This is a genomic window from Streptomyces sp. SP18CS02 (assembly GCF_036322365.1).
Lineage (GTDB): Bacteria > Actinomycetota > Actinomycetes > Streptomycetales > Streptomycetaceae > Streptomyces.
Map to the genome: position 1 here is coordinate 44,204 of NZ_JAQYXC010000306.1, position 16,475 is coordinate 60,678.

Sequence of the window (16,475 nt, forward strand, 5' to 3'; positions counted from 1 at the left end):
GGCCGGCCCGGGGCGGCCCGGGGCGGCGGGCGGAAGTGTCCCGCCGCCCCGGGCCGGCCGTCGCCTCAGACGGGATCCCCGGAGGGCGCGTGGGGCCCCGGGCCGGGCCGGGCGGCCTCCAGGTCGTGGAGGAGCTGCTGGGTCAGGGCGGCCAGGCCGCCGACCGAGGTCGCCGTCTCCTGGTCCTCCGCGGCGACCCGTTCGGCCAGCCGGGACTTGCGCCGCCCATGGGCCGCCCAGGCCCGGGCCATGGCCTCGGCGCGGTCCTCCTGCGGGGCCTCCCCTGAGCCGGACAGGGCGGAGCAGTCCGCCTCGCACACATCGGCGAGGGCGTGCAGCATGACGGGCACGTCCTCCAGCGTTCCGTACGGAGGCGGGGCGAGCCTGGAGTTCTCGCCCACCGCCTCCACGAGCAGCCGGGTCGAGGTGGACAGGTGCCCTGCGACGCGCTCCCAGGCGGCGTCCCACTCCGCGGCGGGCAGCGCGGGGCCGGGGCGCCGCAGCCGGTGGGCCGGGTTGAAGCGGTAGCCCTCGTCGGCCCGGCGCCGGGCATCCCGCAGGTCGGCGCCGAGGCGGGTCAGGTCGAGGGCGCGGCGGTGCCAGTCCTGGGCCTGGCGCGGACCGTAGCCGCTCTCGATGTCCTCGGCCATGACGCGCAGCAGGGCGCCGCCGTCCCGGGGCAGCCGGTACTGCGAGTCGCGGGCGTGGCGCAGCGGTACCGGGGGGAGGATCAACGCGTTGACCCCGATACCGATGACGGCGCCCAGAAACGTCTCCAGCAGCCGGTGGAGGATGTCGAACCCGCTGTAGGAGCCGTACACGAGGACGAACAGCGCGGTGGTGGAGGCGTAGACCCCCTGGTCGCCGAAGCGCGCGTAGTTGCCGATGAGCATCGTCACCGGCAGTGCGAGCGCCATCGCCGCCACGGTGTTGGGGGTGAGTGCCGCCGCCGCGGCGGCCAGCACCGTGCCGGCCGCGATGAGGACGACCTGCTGGAGGCCGGCCCGCAGGGAGCGGTAGACGGTGCTCTGCACCAGGGCGATGGCCGTCCAGGGGGCCATGAGGGCGAGCGGCGCCTGCCACCACCAGCCGGCTGCCGCCCAGGCGAGGACGGCCGCCCCCGCGGCCTTGAGCGACTGCACCGCCATGTCCCGTTCCGGCCCGGCGCCCGAGACGGCCCGGCGTCCCGCGCGGCCGATCGCCGCCATCTCCTGGGCGACGCGGTGCCAGGGCGCCGCCCACTTCTCCGCACGGCTCACGGGAGCGGGGTACCTCCGGTGGCGTTGAGGATCTCCCCGGTGATGTAGCTCGCCCGCGACGACGCCAGGAACACGTACGCCGGGGCCATCTCGGCCGGCTGGGCCGGCCGGCCCAGGGGCGACTGCTTGCCGAACTCCGCGGTCCCGGGCATCGTCGCGGGGATCAGCGGCGTCCACACGGGACCCGGCGCCACGGCGTTGACCCGGATGCCGCGCGGGGCCAGCATCTGCGCCAGTCCGTGGGTGAAGGCCACGATGGCGGCCTTCGTCATGGCGTAGTCCAGCAGGGGCGGGCTCGGCTGGTACGCCTGTACGGAGGTGGTGTTGAGGACGCAACCGCCCCGGGGCATGTGCGGCAGCGCCATCCGGGTCAGCCAGAACATGCCGTACAGATTGGTCTTCATCACCCGGTCGAACTGCTCGGTGGAGATCGCCTCGATGCCGTCCGTCTGGGCCATCTGGTAGGCGGCGTTGTTCACCAGGAGGTCGATCCGGCCGAACTCGTCGACGGCCCGCTCGATCAGGGACGCGCACCGCGCCTCGTCCCTGATGTCGCAGGCGACGGCGACGGCCTTGCGGCCCGCCTCCTCGATGAGGCGTACCGTCTCGCGGGCGTCGTCGTGCTCCTCGGGGAGATGGGTGAACATCACGTCGGCGCCCTCGCGGGCGTAGGCCAGGCACACGGCCCGGCCGATGCCCGAGTCGCCGCCGGTGACGACGGCCGTACGCCCCTGCAGAAGCCCGCTGCCCCGGTACGACTCCTCACCGTGGTCCGGCGGTGGATCCATCGCCCCGGTCCGTCCGGGGTGGGTCTGGTCCTGTTCGGGGAAGTCGGGGCGCGGGTGGCGGGTCACCGGGTCCTGGGGGCTGGGGTCCGTCATGATGGCCTCCTGATCATCGCGGTTTCCCCTTCCGCGTGCCCAGCCGCCGTCGACCGATGCATGGCCCGCCACGCCGCCGGCCCCGGTCCCGCGCGGAGCCGCGGAAGGGGTTTCACGCCTCCGGCCGGCGGGCGACGCGGAGTTCCCCGGCGGTGATGGGGAGGTCGTTGATGCTCGCGTAGCGCTTGCGCATCAGGCCGTTCTCGTCGAACTCCCAGTTCTCGTTGCCGTAGGCACGGAACCACTGGCCGTCGGCGTCGTGGTACTCGTACTCGAAGCGCACGGCGATGCGGTCGCCGCTCCAGGCCCACAGCTCCTTGCGCAGCCGGTAGTCCAGTTCGCGCTCCCATTTGCCGGTCAGGAACTCCACTATCTCCGACCGTCCGTTGACGAACACGTCCCGGTTGCGCCACTCGGAGTCCTCCGTGTAGGCGAGGGCGACCCTCTCGGGGTCGCGGGTGTTCCAGGCGTCCTCGGCGAGTCGCACCTTCCGGCGGGCGCTCTCCTCGGTGAACGGCGGCACGGGCAGACGCCGGACAGGCGGCCGAACGGACATGGGTGTCTCCCTCCGAGCGGTGAGAACGATCGTTCTCATCTGATGCGATACCCTACGAGAACGCTGGTTCTCAAGCAAGGCGCCCAGGACAGGACGCCCCGGGCGGGAACGTCGGCGGCAGGGACGTTCCCCAGGGGGAGGAAGTGACGGCATGGAGACCGAGGCGACGCGGGAACGCATCCTGGACGCGGCCGAGCGGCTCTTCTACGGCCAGGGCGTCCAGGCGGTCGGCATGGACGCCGTCCGGAGCGCTTCCGGCGTCACCCTGCGCCGCCTCTACCAGCTCTTCCCCTCGAAGGGCGCCCTGGTCGAGGCGTATCTGCTGCGACGCGACGCGCGGTGGCGACACGACCTCGCCGCCTATGTCGACACCGTGGACGCCCCGCCGGGCGACCGGGTCCTGGCGGTCTTCGACTGGCTGCACCGATGGTTCGGGGAGCCCGGCTTCCGGGGCTGCGCGTTCATCAACTCCTTCGGGGAGCTCGGCGCCACCTCCCCCGAGGTGGCCGGGGCGGCCCGGCGGCACAAGGAGGCGTTCCGGCAGTACGTCGACGCGCTGGTGGCCGAGGCGGGCGCGGGCGGCGGGACCGGTGCGCAGGTGACCCTGCTGGCCGAGGGGGCCATCACCACGGCGGCCATCACCGGCACGCCCGAGCCCGCACGGCAGGCCCGGGAGGCCGCGCGGCTCCTTCTGCGGGCGGCCCCGGCCGTGGCCGCCTCCGGGTGAAGCCGGCACGGCGCGTGCCGCCCCCTCGCGCGGGCGCTTCGGCGACAGCGACGGACGGCTCCGTGCACGGGCGCGTCGGCTCCCCGGAGCTGGCGAGGTGGCGAGGCGTCCACCGCGATCGGCGGCTCGGCGGGCGGGCGCGGCGGCGACAGCGGCGGACAGCCCCGCGGGGTGACGGCCCTCCGGTCCCTCCGCCGGCCCGGGGGTCCACCGGGCGACTCCATCCCGGTGAATCCCGTTGACTCGATGCATGCAGCACCGAACTTGCGCGGAGAACCCTCTAAGGTCCGTGGTCCCGCGAAAGGACGGACATGCGCATCGCGAACTCCTCCCTGGGCGCCGCCGCTCTGGCACTCGTCCTGGGCACCACCGGCTCCGTTCCCGCCGCACACGGCCAGCCCCACGAGCCGATGTCCGCGGCGACCGCGCCGGCCCGCGCACACGATCACGCCGGCGACGGGTGCCTGTCCGCGACGCAGCGGAAACGTCACTGCGCCGGGGTGCCTCGGGCGGGCGCCGGGAGCGGGACGGTGACCATCGACATCCTGGCCGCCTTCACCTCCAAGGCGGCGGCGGAGGCGGGCGGCGAGGGCAGGGTGCGCTCCCGTATCCGGCAGGCCGTGTCCTCGGCCTCCCAGGCCTTCGCGACCAGCGCGGTCCACGCCCGTCTGCGCCTGGTGGGAATCACCCGGGTGAGGGTCCCCGCCCGGCTGGACCTGACGGGCGACGGGCTGCTGACGGCGGTCGCCCGGCGCGGTGACGGCGTCGCCGACGGCCTGCCCCGGCTGCGCGAGCAGTACGGCGCCGATCTCGTCACGGTGGTGACCGGCAGCCAGGGCGCCTCGGGTCTCGCCAGCCGGCCACGCCGCGTGACCTCGCGCACCAGCGGCTACAGCTACAGCCTCGTCGCCCAGAACGGCCTGGCCAGGCACTCGCTCGCCCACGAGATCGCGCACAACCTGGGCGCGCAGCACGACCACGTGACCGCTCCGCGCGGCGGCGCGACCGCCCGGGGACACTTCCCGCGCTCCGGCGCGTGGTCCACGATCGAGGCGTACGAGTCGAGCTGCCGCCGGGCCACCGGGGGCCGGTGCACCCGCATCAACCGCTTCTCCAATCCGCGCCAGACCTACGGGGGAGAACGGCTGGGCACACCGGTGTGGGAAGCCCGTCCCGCGGACACCGTCCGTGTGTTCAACGCGGTGGTGCGGATCGTCGCCGGCTACCGCGAACGCCCGCACCGGGCCCGCCACTGACACCGCCGCCCCCTCGGACACCCGTGCCCCGGCCACCGGCGCACGCCTGCGGCGCTGCGCCCACGGGAGGCCGGAGTATCGCCGCGGACCCAGCGCACAGCGGGCCGGAACGATAAAATTCCCCTATGGGAGAGCAGCCCGTCGTGCCCTCAGCACCCGCGCTGGTCCTCGACATCGACGGGGACTCCACAGTGATGCGTCCGGACCGGAGCTACCGCATCGGCCGCGACCCCACGAGCGACATCGTGCTGGTCGATGCCCGTATCTCCTGGCACCACGCGGTGCTGCGTCCCGACGGTGGCCGCTGGACCGTGCGGGACGAGGGCAGCACCAACGGCACCTTCGCCGACGGCCGACGGGTGCGGGAGTGGGGCGTGGAGGCCGGGAGCGTCCTTCGGTTCGGGCACCCCGACGACGGGCCGTGCGCCGTACTGACCGGGCGCGACCCGCCGCCTCCGGAGTCCCCGCGGCCGGCCGCCGTGTCGCTGCCCGCCGCCACCGGCACATTCCGGGAGCCCACCTCCGTACGGCCGCTGCCCACCCGGACCGTGCGCATCGGGCGCAGCCACGACAACGACCTGGTCATCGACGACCTGGTGGTCTCCCGCCGGCACGCGGAACTGCGCCACCACTCGGACGACACCTACTGGATCCTGGACCTCGACAGCCACAACGGCACCTTCCTCAACGGTCAGCCCGTCGCCGAGGCGCCGGTGACGTCCGACGACATCGTCGGCATAGGCCACTCCGTGTTCTGCCTGGTCGGCGACCAGCTGGTGGAGTTCACCGACACCGGGGAGATCTCGCTCGACGTCCAGGACCTGACGGTCACCGTGGACCGGGGCAGCAGGACCCTGCTCGACGGGATGTCGTTCCCGGTCGGCGAGAAGTGCCTGCTCGCGGTCGTCGGACCGAGCGGCTCGGGTAAGTCCACCCTACTCAACGCGCTGACCGGCCAGCGCCCGGCCGACCACGGAACGGTGCTGTACGACGGCCGTGACCTGTACCGCGACTACGCGGAGCTGCGCCAGCGCATCGGGCTCGTCCCGCAGGACGACATCCTGCACCACCAGCTGACCGTGCGGCGCGCCCTCGGGTACGCCGCGGAGCTGCGCTTCCCCGAGGACACGGCCCCCTCCGAACGGCAGGACCGGGTGGAGGAGGTCGTGCGCGAACTGGGGCTCGACGAGCGGGCCGACCAGGCGATCCACAGCCTCTCGGGCGGCCAGCGCAAGCGGGTCAGTGTGGCCCTGGAGCTGCTGACGAAACCGTCGCTGCTGTTCCTGGACGAACCGACCTCGGGTCTCGACCCGGGCATGGACCGCTCGGTGATGCACATGCTGCGAGGCCTGGCCGATGACGGGCGTACGGTCATCGTCGTCACCCACAGCGTGCTCAGCCTGGAGGTGTGCGACCGGCTGCTGGTGCTGGCCCCGGGCGGCCGGACCGCCTACTACGGGCCGCCTCGGGAGGCACTCGGCTTCTTCGGCTTCGAGCAGTGGCCGGAGGCGTTCGAGGCGTTCGAGACGGACCGGGACCGCGACTGGGCCGGGCAGTACCGCGCCTCCCGGTTCCACCAGCAGTACGTCACGGGTGCCATGGCCCGGCCCCGCCTCCAGGGCGCGGGGGCGGAGGCCGTCTCCCTGCCTCCGCCCAAGGCGCAGAGCTGGGCGTCCCAGCTGCGCACGCTCGTCCGCCGTTACGCGGCGGCGCTGAGCGCCGACCGCACCTTCCTGGTCATCATGATCGCGCTGCCGTTCGTGATGGGCGCGATGGCGCGGGCGCTGTCCGAGGGCTCCCTCGGACCCGCCTCGACCATGAACGTCCTGCTCATCCTGTGCGTCGGCGGGGTACTGACCGGCGCCGCGAACGCGGTGCGCGAACTCGTCAAGGAACGCACCATCTACCGCCGGGAACGAGCCGTGGGCCTGTCGAGATCGGCGTACCTGATGTCGAAGGTCGTGGTCCTCGGCCTGATCACGGTGGTGCAGGCGGTCGTGCTCACCCTGGTCGCGCTCGTCGGCGTCCCGCTCAACGTCCCCGGCGGAAGAGGGGTGCTGCTCCCTCCGCTCGTCGAGATCACGCTGGCCGTCGCGCTGCTGTCGTTCACCGCGACGATGCTCGGCCTGCTCGTCTCCGCCCTGGTGCGCAAGGAGGAGGTCACCATGCCCCTTCTGGTGCTCCTCGCCATCATCCAGGTGGTGTTCTGCGGAGGACTGCTGGAGATCCGGGGCGCGCCGGTCGTCGAGCAGCTGGCGTGGCTCGTCCCCTCGCGGTGGGCGTTCGGCGCGATGGGGGCGACCATCGACATCGGGAGGATCGCGCCGGGCGGGAGGACGGCCGATCCGCTGTTCGCGCACACCGTGGAGGCATGGCTGCTCGACATGGGGATGATGGTGGTGCTCTGTCTCGTCCTCGGTCTCGTGGTCGCCAGGCTGCTCCGCCGGCACGAACCAGTGATCATGCGAAAGTAGGCAGGGCACATGGGCATTCCAATCACTTCCGCCGCACCCTTCGATCCGGGGACGGACTTCCGGCCGACGCACGTCGTCCCGCGCGACGGCCTGCCCTCCTGGGAACTGCCCGATCCCTCGCGTCCCACCGAGCCGCTGGACCCCTTCCTGCCCGTGCAGCTGGTGGAGCGGGTGGGCGACTGGGGGCGGGTCGTCTGCTCCAACGGCTGGTCCGCCTGGGTCGACGGACGCCTGCTGATCTCCGTGCCCCACGATCCCCCGGTCGCGGGGCAGCCCGTGGGCCGGACCGCCGACCCGCGGCCGCTGCTGGCCCGGGCGGAGGAGTCCGTGACCCGGTACCGGCGGGTCGCCGAGGAGATGGCGGCGGGGACGCTGGACGGCGAGGGCTTCCTGCGCCGGACCCGGGGTCTGCGGGTGGGCATCGTGGTGGACGGCGAGGCGATGTGGCTGTACGACGCGGAGCAGGAGCGGTGGGTGTACTGCGACGGCACCCGGCTCGGCCCGTTCGCGGCGTCCTCCGACGTCCCGGCCGCCGTGTCCGGCTCCAGGCGGTCCGCGTCCCCGCCCCCCGTCCCGGCCGCTGCGGCGTCCGGGCCTCCCGGGGTGGCCGGGTACGAAACCGACCGGATCACGGGCGCCGAGGGGCCCGACGCGCCCCCGGAGGGCGCCCGGGTGGCCGAGCGGGACGACGGCGGTCCCCGCTACTACTCGACGGACGGGTGAGATCTGATGAGCGATGTCACCGGCGCGGCCGGTCTCCCCTTCGGCAGGCCGTCCGGACCGATCGGCCAGCGCATCGCGCACTACGAGATCAGGGGCGAGATCGGTCGCGGTGGCATGGCGGTCGTGTACCGCGCGTGGGACCTGCGCCTGGAGCGGGACGTGGCGCTGAAGCTCCTGGCCCCGGACCTGGCCCGCGACGACACCTTCCGCAAGCGGTTCGCCCATGAGTCACGGGTGGCCGCGGCCATCGACCACCCGCACATCGTGCCCGTGTACGAGGCGGACGAGGTGGAGGGCGTGCTGTACATCGCGATGCGGCTGGTCCGCGGATCGGACCTGGGCGCCCTGCTGGAGCGTGAGGGAGCGCTGCCGGTGGAGCAGGCCGGACGGATCGCCGTCCAGGTGGCGTCCGCCCTGGACGCGGCCCACGCGCTCGACCTGGTGCACCGGGACGTCAAACCGAGCAACATCCTGGTCGCCGAGGGGACGGACACCGACCATCCCGAGCAGGTGTATCTCACGGACTTCGGGCTGATGAAGAAGTCGCTCTCCAGCAAGGTCTTCACCAGCGTGGACGGGTACGTGGGGACACTCGGCTACATGGCTCCGGAGCAGTTCCTGGGGCAGCCGGTCGACGGCCGGTGCGACCTCTACAGCCTCGCGTGTGTCGTCTTCGAGATGCTGGCGGGAGCGCCGCCCTACCGCCGGGAGGACGAGGTGGCACTGCTCTACGCGCACCAGTTCGCGCCACCGCCCCCGCTCACCGCCGATCGGCCCGAGCTCCCCGAGGCCGTCGACGCCGTGCTGGCGAAGGCGCTCGCCAAGTCCCCCCAGGAGCGGTACGACACCTGTCTCGGGTTCGTGGCGGACCTGCGCGCGGCGGCGATGTCCGCCCCGGACGGCGGCGGTGCGTCCAGGTCCCGTCCGCAGGTCCCGACGTCCGCCGGACCGCCACCCGATCCGCCGCCCTGGGCACGACCGGCGTTTCCCGGCGGCCTGTGATCCTCCGGCAGCCGTCCGGGTGGCCGGCGAGCGTGAGCGCCCAGCGCCCCGGGGACCGCCCCCGGTCCCCCGCCGTGGGATGGGTGCGGTGCGTGCGGCGCGTCAGCCGGTCCGTCCGGTGGACCGGGGGCCGGGGCGTCGGCGCGGCGTCACGCCGTTCCCCGGCCGGCCGGCGCCCGGCACCTCGGCCGTCCGCATACCGGTCCCGCCCGGCTCCCGCCCGTCGGCGTCGACCTCGCCCCGGCGGCGGACGCGCGAGGCGAGCAGTCCGCCGAGGAGGCCGGCCACCAGGCCCCACAGAAGAGCGAGGGCCACGATGGTCCACAGGTGCGGCTTCAGCACCACCTCACCGCCGAACTCCTCGATGTCGCCGATGCCCAGCAGCGACAGGCCGTAGCGTGCGTGGACGCGGGTCACCGGGCAGATCGCGAGCATGGTGAGCGCGAAGGCGATGCCCCCGTGCATCGCGTGCCGCCACAGCCGCACCCCGGCGGGTGAGCGCACCGCCATGACGAAGGCGGCCGCCAGCACCAGCCCGGCCGCGATGGGCACCAGCCACCAGGCGCGCTCGTCGTACGCGGCCAGCGAGCGAACGTCGACGGTGGAGTTCCGCTGCCCGCGCAGTACGGAGTCCAGGACCTGGGGCAGGGGCAGCCCGAAGGGCTCCTCGACCTTGCCCTCCCAGGAGCCGCCGATGCCCACACCGAGGGCGAGCCAGGCGATGTTGGGCAGCCCCAGCAGCAGCACGGCGAACGTCCGGTCGGGATGGCCCCGGGTGGCGGCCACGACCAGCCCGGCGACGAGGCCGATCACGACGTACGCGAGGAGCAGCAGGAGCATCGCGAAGGCGGCCGGGCGGACCGGTTGCTGCCAGTGGAGCAGCCGGGATGGAAGGGGGGCCCGACGGGACACCAGCAGGGCCGCCAGCAGGACGCCCAGCACCCACAGCAGCCCGAACAGGAGTGTGGGCCCGAGGTCCGCGCCGAAGCCGACGGTGGGCGTGGCGTCGAGCAGTTCACCGATGAGGTCGGCCGGCGTGTCCGTGACGATCGGGAAGTGCTGCCGCGCGAGGGCGGTGACCGCGGCGAGGGCCGCGAGCCACAGCACGGTCGTACGGGCCACCCGGCCGAGCAGTTCTCCCGTACCGGCGACGGCGCGGTGGCGCAGCGGCCGGAGGAAGCAGATGCCGATCGCCAGTGCTCCGGCCAGGGTCACGGACAGGGGCATGGCGGCCAGTTCGGCATCCGTGTCGGCCAAGGCCCCGGCGTTCCCGAAGAGTTCCACCGTGCCACCGGCGGCCATCACCACGACGGCCGCGACGACACGCGGGAACGCGCCGTCGGGCAGCTGCGCGGCGCCGGCCGCCCACAGCCCGAGCGCGGCCGTGACGGCCATCGCCACCAGCCCGGCGGCGACGGCGACAAGGGCGTCGCGCCAGTCGTGGACGACGCGTAGGGCGCCGCTTCGAGCAGTGGATCCCTGACGACTCACTCTGCCCACGGTAAGCGGGCGGCGGACGGCCCGCCTGCCGGAAGAGAGGCGGTTCCCGCCGGGCCCGCTTTCGGCTTGCGGGAGGTACCACACCGGAGCACACAATGGGCGCGGAACGGAAGAAAGGGGAAACCGTGACTTCCCAACCTCCCTCCGATCGCCCCATCGGCCCTCCCTCGGGGCCCCTCTCGGGTCCCCCGACACGCCCCCGGGCGACCGGCCCACCGGCCCCTCCCACGCTGCCGGGCGGCCGGGGAGGCGCAGGCGGCTCCGGTGGAGGCGGCTCCACCGGCGGTGGCGGGAGCGGCGACCACGGCGGCGGCGGGGGCCGCCCGTGGTGGCGCTCCGTCCCGGCGATCGCGGCCGTCGCCTGCGTCCTGGTGGCGGCGGTGGTGCTGTCCGTCGTCCTGTCCCGGACCGGCGGCAACGGGGGCGGAGACGAGGCGACGGGCGGTGAGCTGTTCCTCCAGAACGCGTCCGCCACCGGACCCGACCCCTACACGGATTCCACGGCCCGTGAGACCCCGGTCTCCCGGCCGCCCCCGACCCACCCCACCCCGACCGAGCAGCCGACCGGGCCCAACCAGCTGCACAACTACGCGGGTTCGGCGCAGGGCCTGTACGGCGGCACGAAAAAGGTCGCGAGCTGCGACGTCGAGCGGCAGATCGCGTACCTGAGCGCCGACGCCGCCAAGAACAGCTCGTTCGCCTCCGTGCTCGGCATCGAACCGGCCGGCGTCCCCGAGCATCTCCGGAGCCTGACTCCGGTGAACCTGCTGCTGGACACCCGGGTGACCAACCACGGCTTCCGGGACGGCCGGGCGACCGAGTACCAGGCGGTGCTCCAGCGGGGAACCGCCGTCCTCATCGACGGCCGGGGGGTGCCCAGGGTCCGGTGCGCCTGCGGCAATCCGCTGACCGAGCCGGTGGCCCAGCGGACCGCTCCGCGCCCCCGGGGCGAACCGTGGCCCGGCTACCAGCCGTCGAAGACCGTGGTCGTCACACCGGCGCCCAGGCCCGTCAAGGTGTTCGTCCTCTTCGACACCGAGAAGGACGAGTGGATCGCCCGTGAGCACGGCGATCACACGGGCAAGCGCGACAAGGAGACGAAGCCGCCGCCGAGACCGGCGACGCCGTCGGTCACGGAGCTGCCGACCGGACCGTCGTCGCCGGTCCCGTCGGACGTGAGGAGCCCCGCCTACCCGTCCGGCGTGACGAGTCCCGCTCCGCCGTCCGGGCAGTCGCCGTCGCGGGAGACCCCGACGACGCGGACCTCCCGCCCCGAGCGCCCGCCGTCGGAGCCTTCCTCGCCGCCGGCCCCCCGGACCTCCACGCCCGAGCCCCCCGCCCACCCCACCGGCGAGACCTCCTCACCGGAACCGCCCGGGCGGACGCCGCCACGGTCCGAGCGCCCGGAATCCACCTACTCGGCGCCGGCGTACACGCAGTCCACACCCGCGGAACCCTCCCCCACCACCGCCACCCGTTCGCAGACCACGGGGTCGGTCTCCGAGCCGGCCCCGCCGGACGAGTACTCGGAACCGGGAGCCTCGACCGCCCCGGGGCCGGCGACCGAGCCGCCGGCGGAGCCGGGCACACCGCCACCGGCGTACTGACCGGACGGCCCTCGTCCGCGTCCGGCGCCGGCGCGCGGCGCCGGCCTCGGCGTGGGAGCGGCCACCGGGGCCACGACCGGCGAGCAGGCCGAAGCGGACCGAAGCAGATCGAAGTGAGCTTCGCCCGGGCTGCCGGCGCGCCCCCGGGCCATCCGGCCGCACGACTGTCCGCCCGGCAGGCCCGTTCGGCGGCCCGTGGCATACCGGGCCCTTCCGCGGTTCGGGCGCCGGTGGTACGGGGGAACGAAGGAGGCCGCCCCGTCCGGGCCGGGACGTGCGTGAGCGGCCCGACCCGGGCCGGGCGTCCGGTGGACGCGGCCGGCCACGTTCCCCGGGCCGGGCCGCCGCCCCCGCCGTCGAGCGCGCGGCGCCTTCGGACGGGCGCGGCGCCCTTCAGGCCGGGCGGGCGGGGCGGGCCTCGACGGTGGTCGGCAGGTTCTGGTGCCCGCCACTGGCGAGCATCCGCACCTCGCCCCGGTCGCTGATCTCGGCGAGGACGATCCCGGTGTCGTCCGAGTACACCGGGTGCCCTCCTGGGCCCTTGCGGTCGGTGCGGTGGACCGCCACGACGTCCTCTCCGTGCAGCACTGCCGCCGACGGGCTTCCGTGGACGAAGACCAGCTCGTACCGATCGGGTTGCTCTTGCATGCCCATGCCACCTCCCAGCAAAGCATCGCGCTACCACGCGTGCCCATACCGGGTCACTACACACCTATCCGGACGAATCCCTACACCTGAGTCCTCCGGGGCGCCCTGCCCGCGGACGCGCTTTCCCGGGCAGGGCCCCGCAGGTCAGCCCCTGGTCACGGGCATCGGAAGTAGGAGCGGACGGTGGTGCCCTCGCTCCCGGAGTGGAGGCGTACCAGGTCGCTGAGGTAGTGGACCAGGAGCAGGCCGCGACCACCGATCTGACCGGGCGCGGCGGGACGGCGGCCCGCCATCGGATCGTCCAGCAGACCCCGGTCCCGCACCTCGCACACCAGATGGCCGCCCTCCACCCAGACGCGCACCGTCCCGCTGCCGCCACCGTGGACCACGCTGTTGGTGGTCAGCTCGGCGACCGCCAGGGCGAAGTCGTCGTGACGGTTGCCGGGCAGCCCCAGCGCGAGGGCCCGGCGAGTGGCGTACCTGCGCGCCTCGGGCAGCAGATCGGCGTCGAAGTCCAGCCCGTCGACATCCCGCGGCACGGCGAGCGGCAGGTTGTAGTCGGCGACCACCCGGTCGGGCGCGTACATCTGACTGGGGAGCTCGACGCCGCCCTCGATGAGCACCGGGTGGGTGGCGCGCGCGTCGGTGAGCACCCGCTCGTCCAGCCGGGAGGTGTCGTAGGGGCACAGGATCGTGACCGTCCGGCCGGTGAAGGCATGGTTGATCAGGGCCTCGTGCTGCACGCAGGCCGGGTACTCCTCGGCGCTGCGGCTCTGCCAGATCGGCTCGCCGATGATCCGCACATGGCGGCCGGGGTGGGCGTCCGCGAAGGCCCGCAGGACCCGGGGGATGATCCGTCCGGGGTTGCGGCCCGCCTGCTCCATGTCGATCAGGCCGACCCGTTCGGCGTCGCGCCCCAGGGCGTCGCGGAGCAACGCGAGGTTGGCGGCGGGAACGGCGACGGCCACCGGCTCGTCCTTGGCGAGCCCGGCCTCCAGGAACGGGACGGTGCCGGACAGGTACGCGGCTTCGTCCGCGTAGAAGAGGGCCGGGTGCACGAACGGCTCGGCCTGCGCCGCGACGCCGGTCACTTCGCGACCTCGATCCCGCAGAGGTCCGGCCAGAACAGGTCGAGCGACCGGACGAGGGAGGCGGGCGGGTTGCTGACCACGATCCGCCGCCCCATGGGCAGTCGCTGCGCCGCACGGGCCAGCGAACTCGCTCCCGCGACATCGACAAAAGTCAGTCGCGACAAATCCATGTGTACGTCCTCATCGCTCGTGGTCAGACGGTCCAGCGTCTGCTGCCACTCCGTCTGCGTGCTCAGGCACACCTCGCCGGACACGTGCACGCCCGGCCGGTCCTCGATCCGCCGGACCGCGAGGGCGGCACGGTGGGGCGCGCCTGCCTCCCCGCCCCCGCTGTTGTACTGCACCGCCATGCTCACCTCTGTGGGATGGGCCCTCTTCGGCCGTACCCGAAAGTACCGCGTGAACACCGAAGGACGAAGTCGTACCGGTTGTGATCCCGGTGCGGTCGTTCCGGGGAGACACCGGAACGCATGGCCGAGGACAGGAGAGCCGAAGCCTTTCGCCTGGTATGCGTGCTTTAGCCTGACGCCATGTCCGACAGGCCTGATACACCCGACGTGTCCCAGAACACCCGTGAACCCGTGCAGCCCGGCGCATCCGGGCCTTCGGACGCGCCCGGTGGCTCCGGACACGGGGCCCACGGCCGGCCGCCCACGGGGGCGGACCGCTGGGCGGCGTTCAAGCGGTCCCCCTTCCTCCCCGCCTGCGTCCTCGTCCTGATCCTGGCCGCCGCCGCCGCGCTGTTCGCCGGTTCGTACACGTACACCATGGCCAACCCGACCCCTCGGCACATTCCCACCGCGGTGGTCGGCTCCGCCGGGACGGAAGAGGGCCGCGCATTCATCACGGGGATGGAGAAGGCCCTCCACGCGTCGCTGGAACTGCGGCCGTTCGCCACCGACGCGCAGGCGCGCGACGCGGTGGAGGTGCAGCGGATCTTCGCGATCATCACCGTGCGGCAGGGCTCGGTAGAACTGGACGTGGCGAGTGCGGCCGGCGCGTCGGTCGCCCAGGTGCTCGCCGAGTCGGCGGCGCGGGTGAGCGGGGCGACCGGGGTACCGGTCGAGGTACGGGACATCAAACGGCTGCAGCCGGGGGACCCTCGGGGCCTCGCCCTCTTCTACATCTCGCTCGCCGCGGTGATCATCGGCTTCGTCGGTGCCATCCAGCTGAGCGTGCACGCACGGGCGCTCCAGCCCGCCGAGCGCATCGGCTTCACGGTGGCGTACGCGCTGCTCGGCGGGTTCGCGATCGCCGCGACCGTCGACTGGCTGCTGAACGCCCTCGATCTGCCCTTCGTGGAGTCATGGCTGATCCTGGCCCTGACCATGTTCGCCTCGGGCATGGTCTTCACCATGTTCAACACCCTCATCGGGCGCTGGGCCATGCTGCCCACCTGGGGGTTGATGGTGCTGCTGGGCAACCCGTCATCGGGCGGGGCGGTCTCCTGGCCGCTGCTGCCGTCCGCACTGGGCCACATCGGCCGCTGGCTGCCGCCCGGCGCCTCGGTCAACGCCCAGCACACGGCGGTGTACTTCGGCGGACACCAGCATGTCTTCCCGTTCGCCGTTCTGGCCGGCTGGGCACTGGTGTCCAGCGGCGTCTTCTGGTTCTGGCGCCACCGCCACCCCGGCGGCCGGAGCCGGACACCGGCGCATGCGGCGGACTGACACGACCCCGGGCGAGCACCGGCGAAGGGCCCACGGCCGCCGCACGGGCCGACGGAAGGACCGGCGGCAGGACCGGCGTGCGCGCCCGCAGTGCCGGGCCCGGCCGGCTCAGACCGTGAAGGGACGCTGTTCGAGGAACTCCTCCTGCGGCTGCCCCGCGAGATGGAGGTTCGGACTCTGGGTGGGCGGCATGCGCCGCAGGATGTCCCGGTGGAACGCCCGATACGGGCCCTGAAAGGCTCCGTCCCCCCACACCTCGATGAGGGTGCCGGTGAACTTGCCGTTGACGGGACCGTCGGAGGCGAGCTGGTTGTCCTGGCAGGCGGAGATCAGCACGGCGTTCGCCCGGGCGTGGTCGCCGCCGTCGGCGAGTTCCCGCTGGAGCCGCTGGAAGAAGTCCTTGTCCCGCTCGTAGATCTCCCGCTGCCTGTCGACCGGCATGAGTCGCGCCTTGTTCTCGATCTCGTCCGGGTCGTCCGTCTGGAACTGCTCCCGCATGGCCTCGGGATTCAGCAGGTCCCGCACCTCGATGGCGCTTCCGCTGTGGCAGCTGTCGAGGAAGGCGAGGATCCGCACACCGTCGGCGAAGCGGGCGAACTCGCGGTACAGCTCGTCGTCGAGGAACTCGCGGTCGAAGAGAACGAGCGTCTCGTCCATGTCGTCCGGTTCGCTGTCCGGACCGACCCTGTTGGGCACCTGGCCGCCGTGGCCCGAGTAGCTGAAGAGCAGGATGTCACCCCTGGTCAGCCTCTCGGCGGCCTTGCGCAGCTCGCCGGTGACGTTCTCCACGGTGCCGTCGGCGGTGAGCAGGGTCGTGTCGGAGAAGCCGGCGGCGCGGGCGATCCGCGCCATGTCATGGGCGTCGTTCTCGCAGGCGACGAGCTCTCCGTCCCAGCCGCCGTACTTCTTCGGATCGACCTTGTTGAGTCCGATATGAAGGGAAAGGCCGGTGGCCATGGGAACTCCTCTCATGGGGCGTCCTAGTCGTCCCGATGCCTTCCACGGCCTTGCGCACACCGAATCCGGCCGCCCCCGCAACCGCCTGAACGGGCCTGCCGCCGGGAAGTCCGGGCGCCCCGCC

14 protein-coding genes and 1 pseudogene are annotated in these 16,475 nt (G+C 73.3%); 7 read left to right on the forward strand and 8 right to left on the reverse strand.

The genetic code is table 11. From position 1 onward, the window contains the following. Nucleotides 1-65 precede the first annotated feature (65 nt). The 3 genes from PUR26_RS33910 to PUR26_RS33920 form a co-directional block, all read right to left on the reverse strand. Complete coding sequence (locus tag PUR26_RS33910; protein WP_329878665.1) at nucleotides 66-1,259, reverse strand: FUSC family protein; 1,194 nt, start codon at nucleotides 1,257-1,259, stop codon at nucleotides 66-68. Continuing rightward, the gene (locus PUR26_RS33915) at nucleotides 1,256-2,140 is read right to left on the reverse strand and encodes an SDR family oxidoreductase (RefSeq protein ID WP_329878666.1); all 885 of its coding nucleotides are present in this window, start codon (nucleotides 2,138-2,140) and stop codon (nucleotides 1,256-1,258) included. Before PUR26_RS33915 ends, PUR26_RS33910 begins: the two co-directional genes overlap by 4 nt. Before the next feature lie 112 nt (nucleotides 2,141-2,252). Then, entirely contained in the window at nucleotides 2,253-2,696 is a 444-nt protein-coding gene (locus PUR26_RS33920; protein ID WP_329878667.1) for a nuclear transport factor 2 family protein, read from the reverse strand. A gap of 151 nt (nucleotides 2,697-2,847) precedes the next feature. Here PUR26_RS33920 and PUR26_RS33925 point away from each other — a divergent pair, with 151 nt between their 5' ends. From PUR26_RS33925 to PUR26_RS33945, 5 genes are all read left to right on the forward strand, one after another. Next, nucleotides 2,848-3,423, forward strand: coding sequence for a TetR/AcrR family transcriptional regulator (locus tag PUR26_RS33925; protein WP_329878668.1), 576 nt, complete (start codon nucleotides 2,848-2,850; stop codon nucleotides 3,421-3,423). A gap of 311 nt (nucleotides 3,424-3,734) precedes the next feature. Next, a complete protein-coding gene (locus tag PUR26_RS33930) occupies nucleotides 3,735-4,679 on the forward strand; it encodes a M12 family metallo-peptidase (protein ID WP_329878669.1) in 945 nt (314 codons plus the stop codon). A gap of 125 nt (nucleotides 4,680-4,804) precedes the next feature. Then, on the forward strand, nucleotides 4,805-7,153 hold the full coding sequence (locus tag PUR26_RS33935) for an FHA domain-containing protein (protein WP_329878670.1): 2,349 nt from the start codon (nucleotides 4,805-4,807) through the stop codon (nucleotides 7,151-7,153). A gap of 9 nt (nucleotides 7,154-7,162) precedes the next feature. Beyond that, nucleotides 7,163-7,876: a hypothetical protein gene (locus tag PUR26_RS33940; RefSeq protein ID WP_329878671.1), complete on the forward strand. Its 714-nt coding sequence runs from the start codon at nucleotides 7,163-7,165 to the stop codon at nucleotides 7,874-7,876. A gap of 6 nt (nucleotides 7,877-7,882) precedes the next feature. After that, on the forward strand, nucleotides 7,883-8,878 hold the full coding sequence (locus tag PUR26_RS33945) for a serine/threonine-protein kinase (RefSeq protein ID WP_329878672.1): 996 nt from the start codon (nucleotides 7,883-7,885) through the stop codon (nucleotides 8,876-8,878). A gap of 102 nt (nucleotides 8,879-8,980) precedes the next feature. Here PUR26_RS33945 and PUR26_RS33950 read toward each other — a convergent pair whose 3' ends face one another. Further along, on the reverse strand, nucleotides 8,981-10,369 hold the full coding sequence (locus tag PUR26_RS33950) for a streptophobe family protein (protein WP_329878673.1): 1,389 nt from the start codon (nucleotides 10,367-10,369) through the stop codon (nucleotides 8,981-8,983). 134 nt (nucleotides 10,370-10,503) lie between these two features. Here PUR26_RS33950 and PUR26_RS33955 point away from each other — a divergent pair. Then, a pseudogene (locus PUR26_RS33955) lies at nucleotides 10,504-11,754 on the forward strand (DUF6777 domain-containing protein); the annotation flags it as partial. 624 nt (nucleotides 11,755-12,378) lie between these two features. Here PUR26_RS33955 and PUR26_RS33960 read toward each other — a convergent pair. The 3 genes from PUR26_RS33960 to PUR26_RS33970 all read right to left on the reverse strand — a co-directional run bounded on the left by PUR26_RS33960 (nucleotide 12,379) and on the right by PUR26_RS33970 (nucleotide 14,074). Further along, on the reverse strand, nucleotides 12,379-12,633 hold the full coding sequence (locus tag PUR26_RS33960; RefSeq protein WP_329878675.1) for a DUF6296 family protein: 255 nt from the start codon (nucleotides 12,631-12,633) through the stop codon (nucleotides 12,379-12,381). A 155-nt stretch (nucleotides 12,634-12,788) separates the two neighbouring features. Continuing rightward, a complete protein-coding gene (locus PUR26_RS33965; RefSeq protein WP_329878676.1) occupies nucleotides 12,789-13,724 on the reverse strand; it encodes an anti-sigma factor RsbA family regulatory protein in 936 nt (311 codons plus the stop codon). Then, a complete protein-coding gene (locus tag PUR26_RS33970) occupies nucleotides 13,721-14,074 on the reverse strand; it encodes an STAS domain-containing protein (protein WP_329878677.1) in 354 nt (117 codons plus the stop codon). Before PUR26_RS33970 ends, PUR26_RS33965 begins: the two co-directional genes overlap by 4 nt. 180 nt (nucleotides 14,075-14,254) lie before the next feature. Here PUR26_RS33970 and PUR26_RS33975 point away from each other — a divergent pair, with 180 nt between their 5' ends. Then, nucleotides 14,255-15,394: an ABC transporter permease gene (locus tag PUR26_RS33975; protein ID WP_329878678.1), complete on the forward strand. Its 1,140-nt coding sequence runs from the start codon at nucleotides 14,255-14,257 to the stop codon at nucleotides 15,392-15,394. Between the two features lie 108 nt (nucleotides 15,395-15,502). On the opposite strand, the gene PUR26_RS33980 is transcribed toward PUR26_RS33975, so the two are convergent. Further along, the gene (locus tag PUR26_RS33980) at nucleotides 15,503-16,351 is read right to left on the reverse strand and encodes a caspase family protein (RefSeq protein WP_329878679.1); all 849 of its coding nucleotides are present in this window, start codon (nucleotides 16,349-16,351) and stop codon (nucleotides 15,503-15,505) included. Nucleotides 16,352-16,475 lie beyond the last annotated feature (124 nt).

Excerpts from the sequence above, each read along its gene's own strand:
- PUR26_RS33980 (WP_329878679.1), bottom strand. The coding sequence starts at position 16,351 with ATGGCCACCGGCCTTTCCCTTCATATCGGACTCAACAAGGTCGATCCG.
- PUR26_RS33970 (WP_329878677.1), bottom strand. The coding sequence starts at position 14,074 with ATGGCGGTGCAGTACAACAGCGGGGGCGGGGAGGCAGGCGCGCCCCAC.
- PUR26_RS33930 (WP_329878669.1), top strand. The coding sequence starts at position 3,735 with ATGCGCATCGCGAACTCCTCCCTGGGCGCCGCCGCTCTGGCACTCGTC.
- PUR26_RS33915 (WP_329878666.1), bottom strand. The coding sequence starts at position 2,140 with ATGACGGACCCCAGCCCCCAGGACCCGGTGACCCGCCACCCGCGCCCC.
- PUR26_RS33940 (WP_329878671.1), top strand. The coding sequence starts at position 7,163 with ATGGGCATTCCAATCACTTCCGCCGCACCCTTCGATCCGGGGACGGAC.
- PUR26_RS33960 (WP_329878675.1), bottom strand. The coding sequence starts at position 12,633 with ATGCAAGAGCAACCCGATCGGTACGAGCTGGTCTTCGTCCACGGAAGC.
- PUR26_RS33975 (WP_329878678.1), top strand. The coding sequence starts at position 14,255 with ATGTCCGACAGGCCTGATACACCCGACGTGTCCCAGAACACCCGTGAA.
- PUR26_RS33925 (WP_329878668.1), top strand. The coding sequence starts at position 2,848 with ATGGAGACCGAGGCGACGCGGGAACGCATCCTGGACGCGGCCGAGCGG.
- PUR26_RS33945 (WP_329878672.1), top strand. The coding sequence starts at position 7,883 with ATGAGCGATGTCACCGGCGCGGCCGGTCTCCCCTTCGGCAGGCCGTCC.
- PUR26_RS33920 (WP_329878667.1), bottom strand. The coding sequence starts at position 2,696 with ATGTCCGTTCGGCCGCCTGTCCGGCGTCTGCCCGTGCCGCCGTTCACC.
- PUR26_RS33935 (WP_329878670.1), top strand. The coding sequence starts at position 4,805 with ATGGGAGAGCAGCCCGTCGTGCCCTCAGCACCCGCGCTGGTCCTCGAC.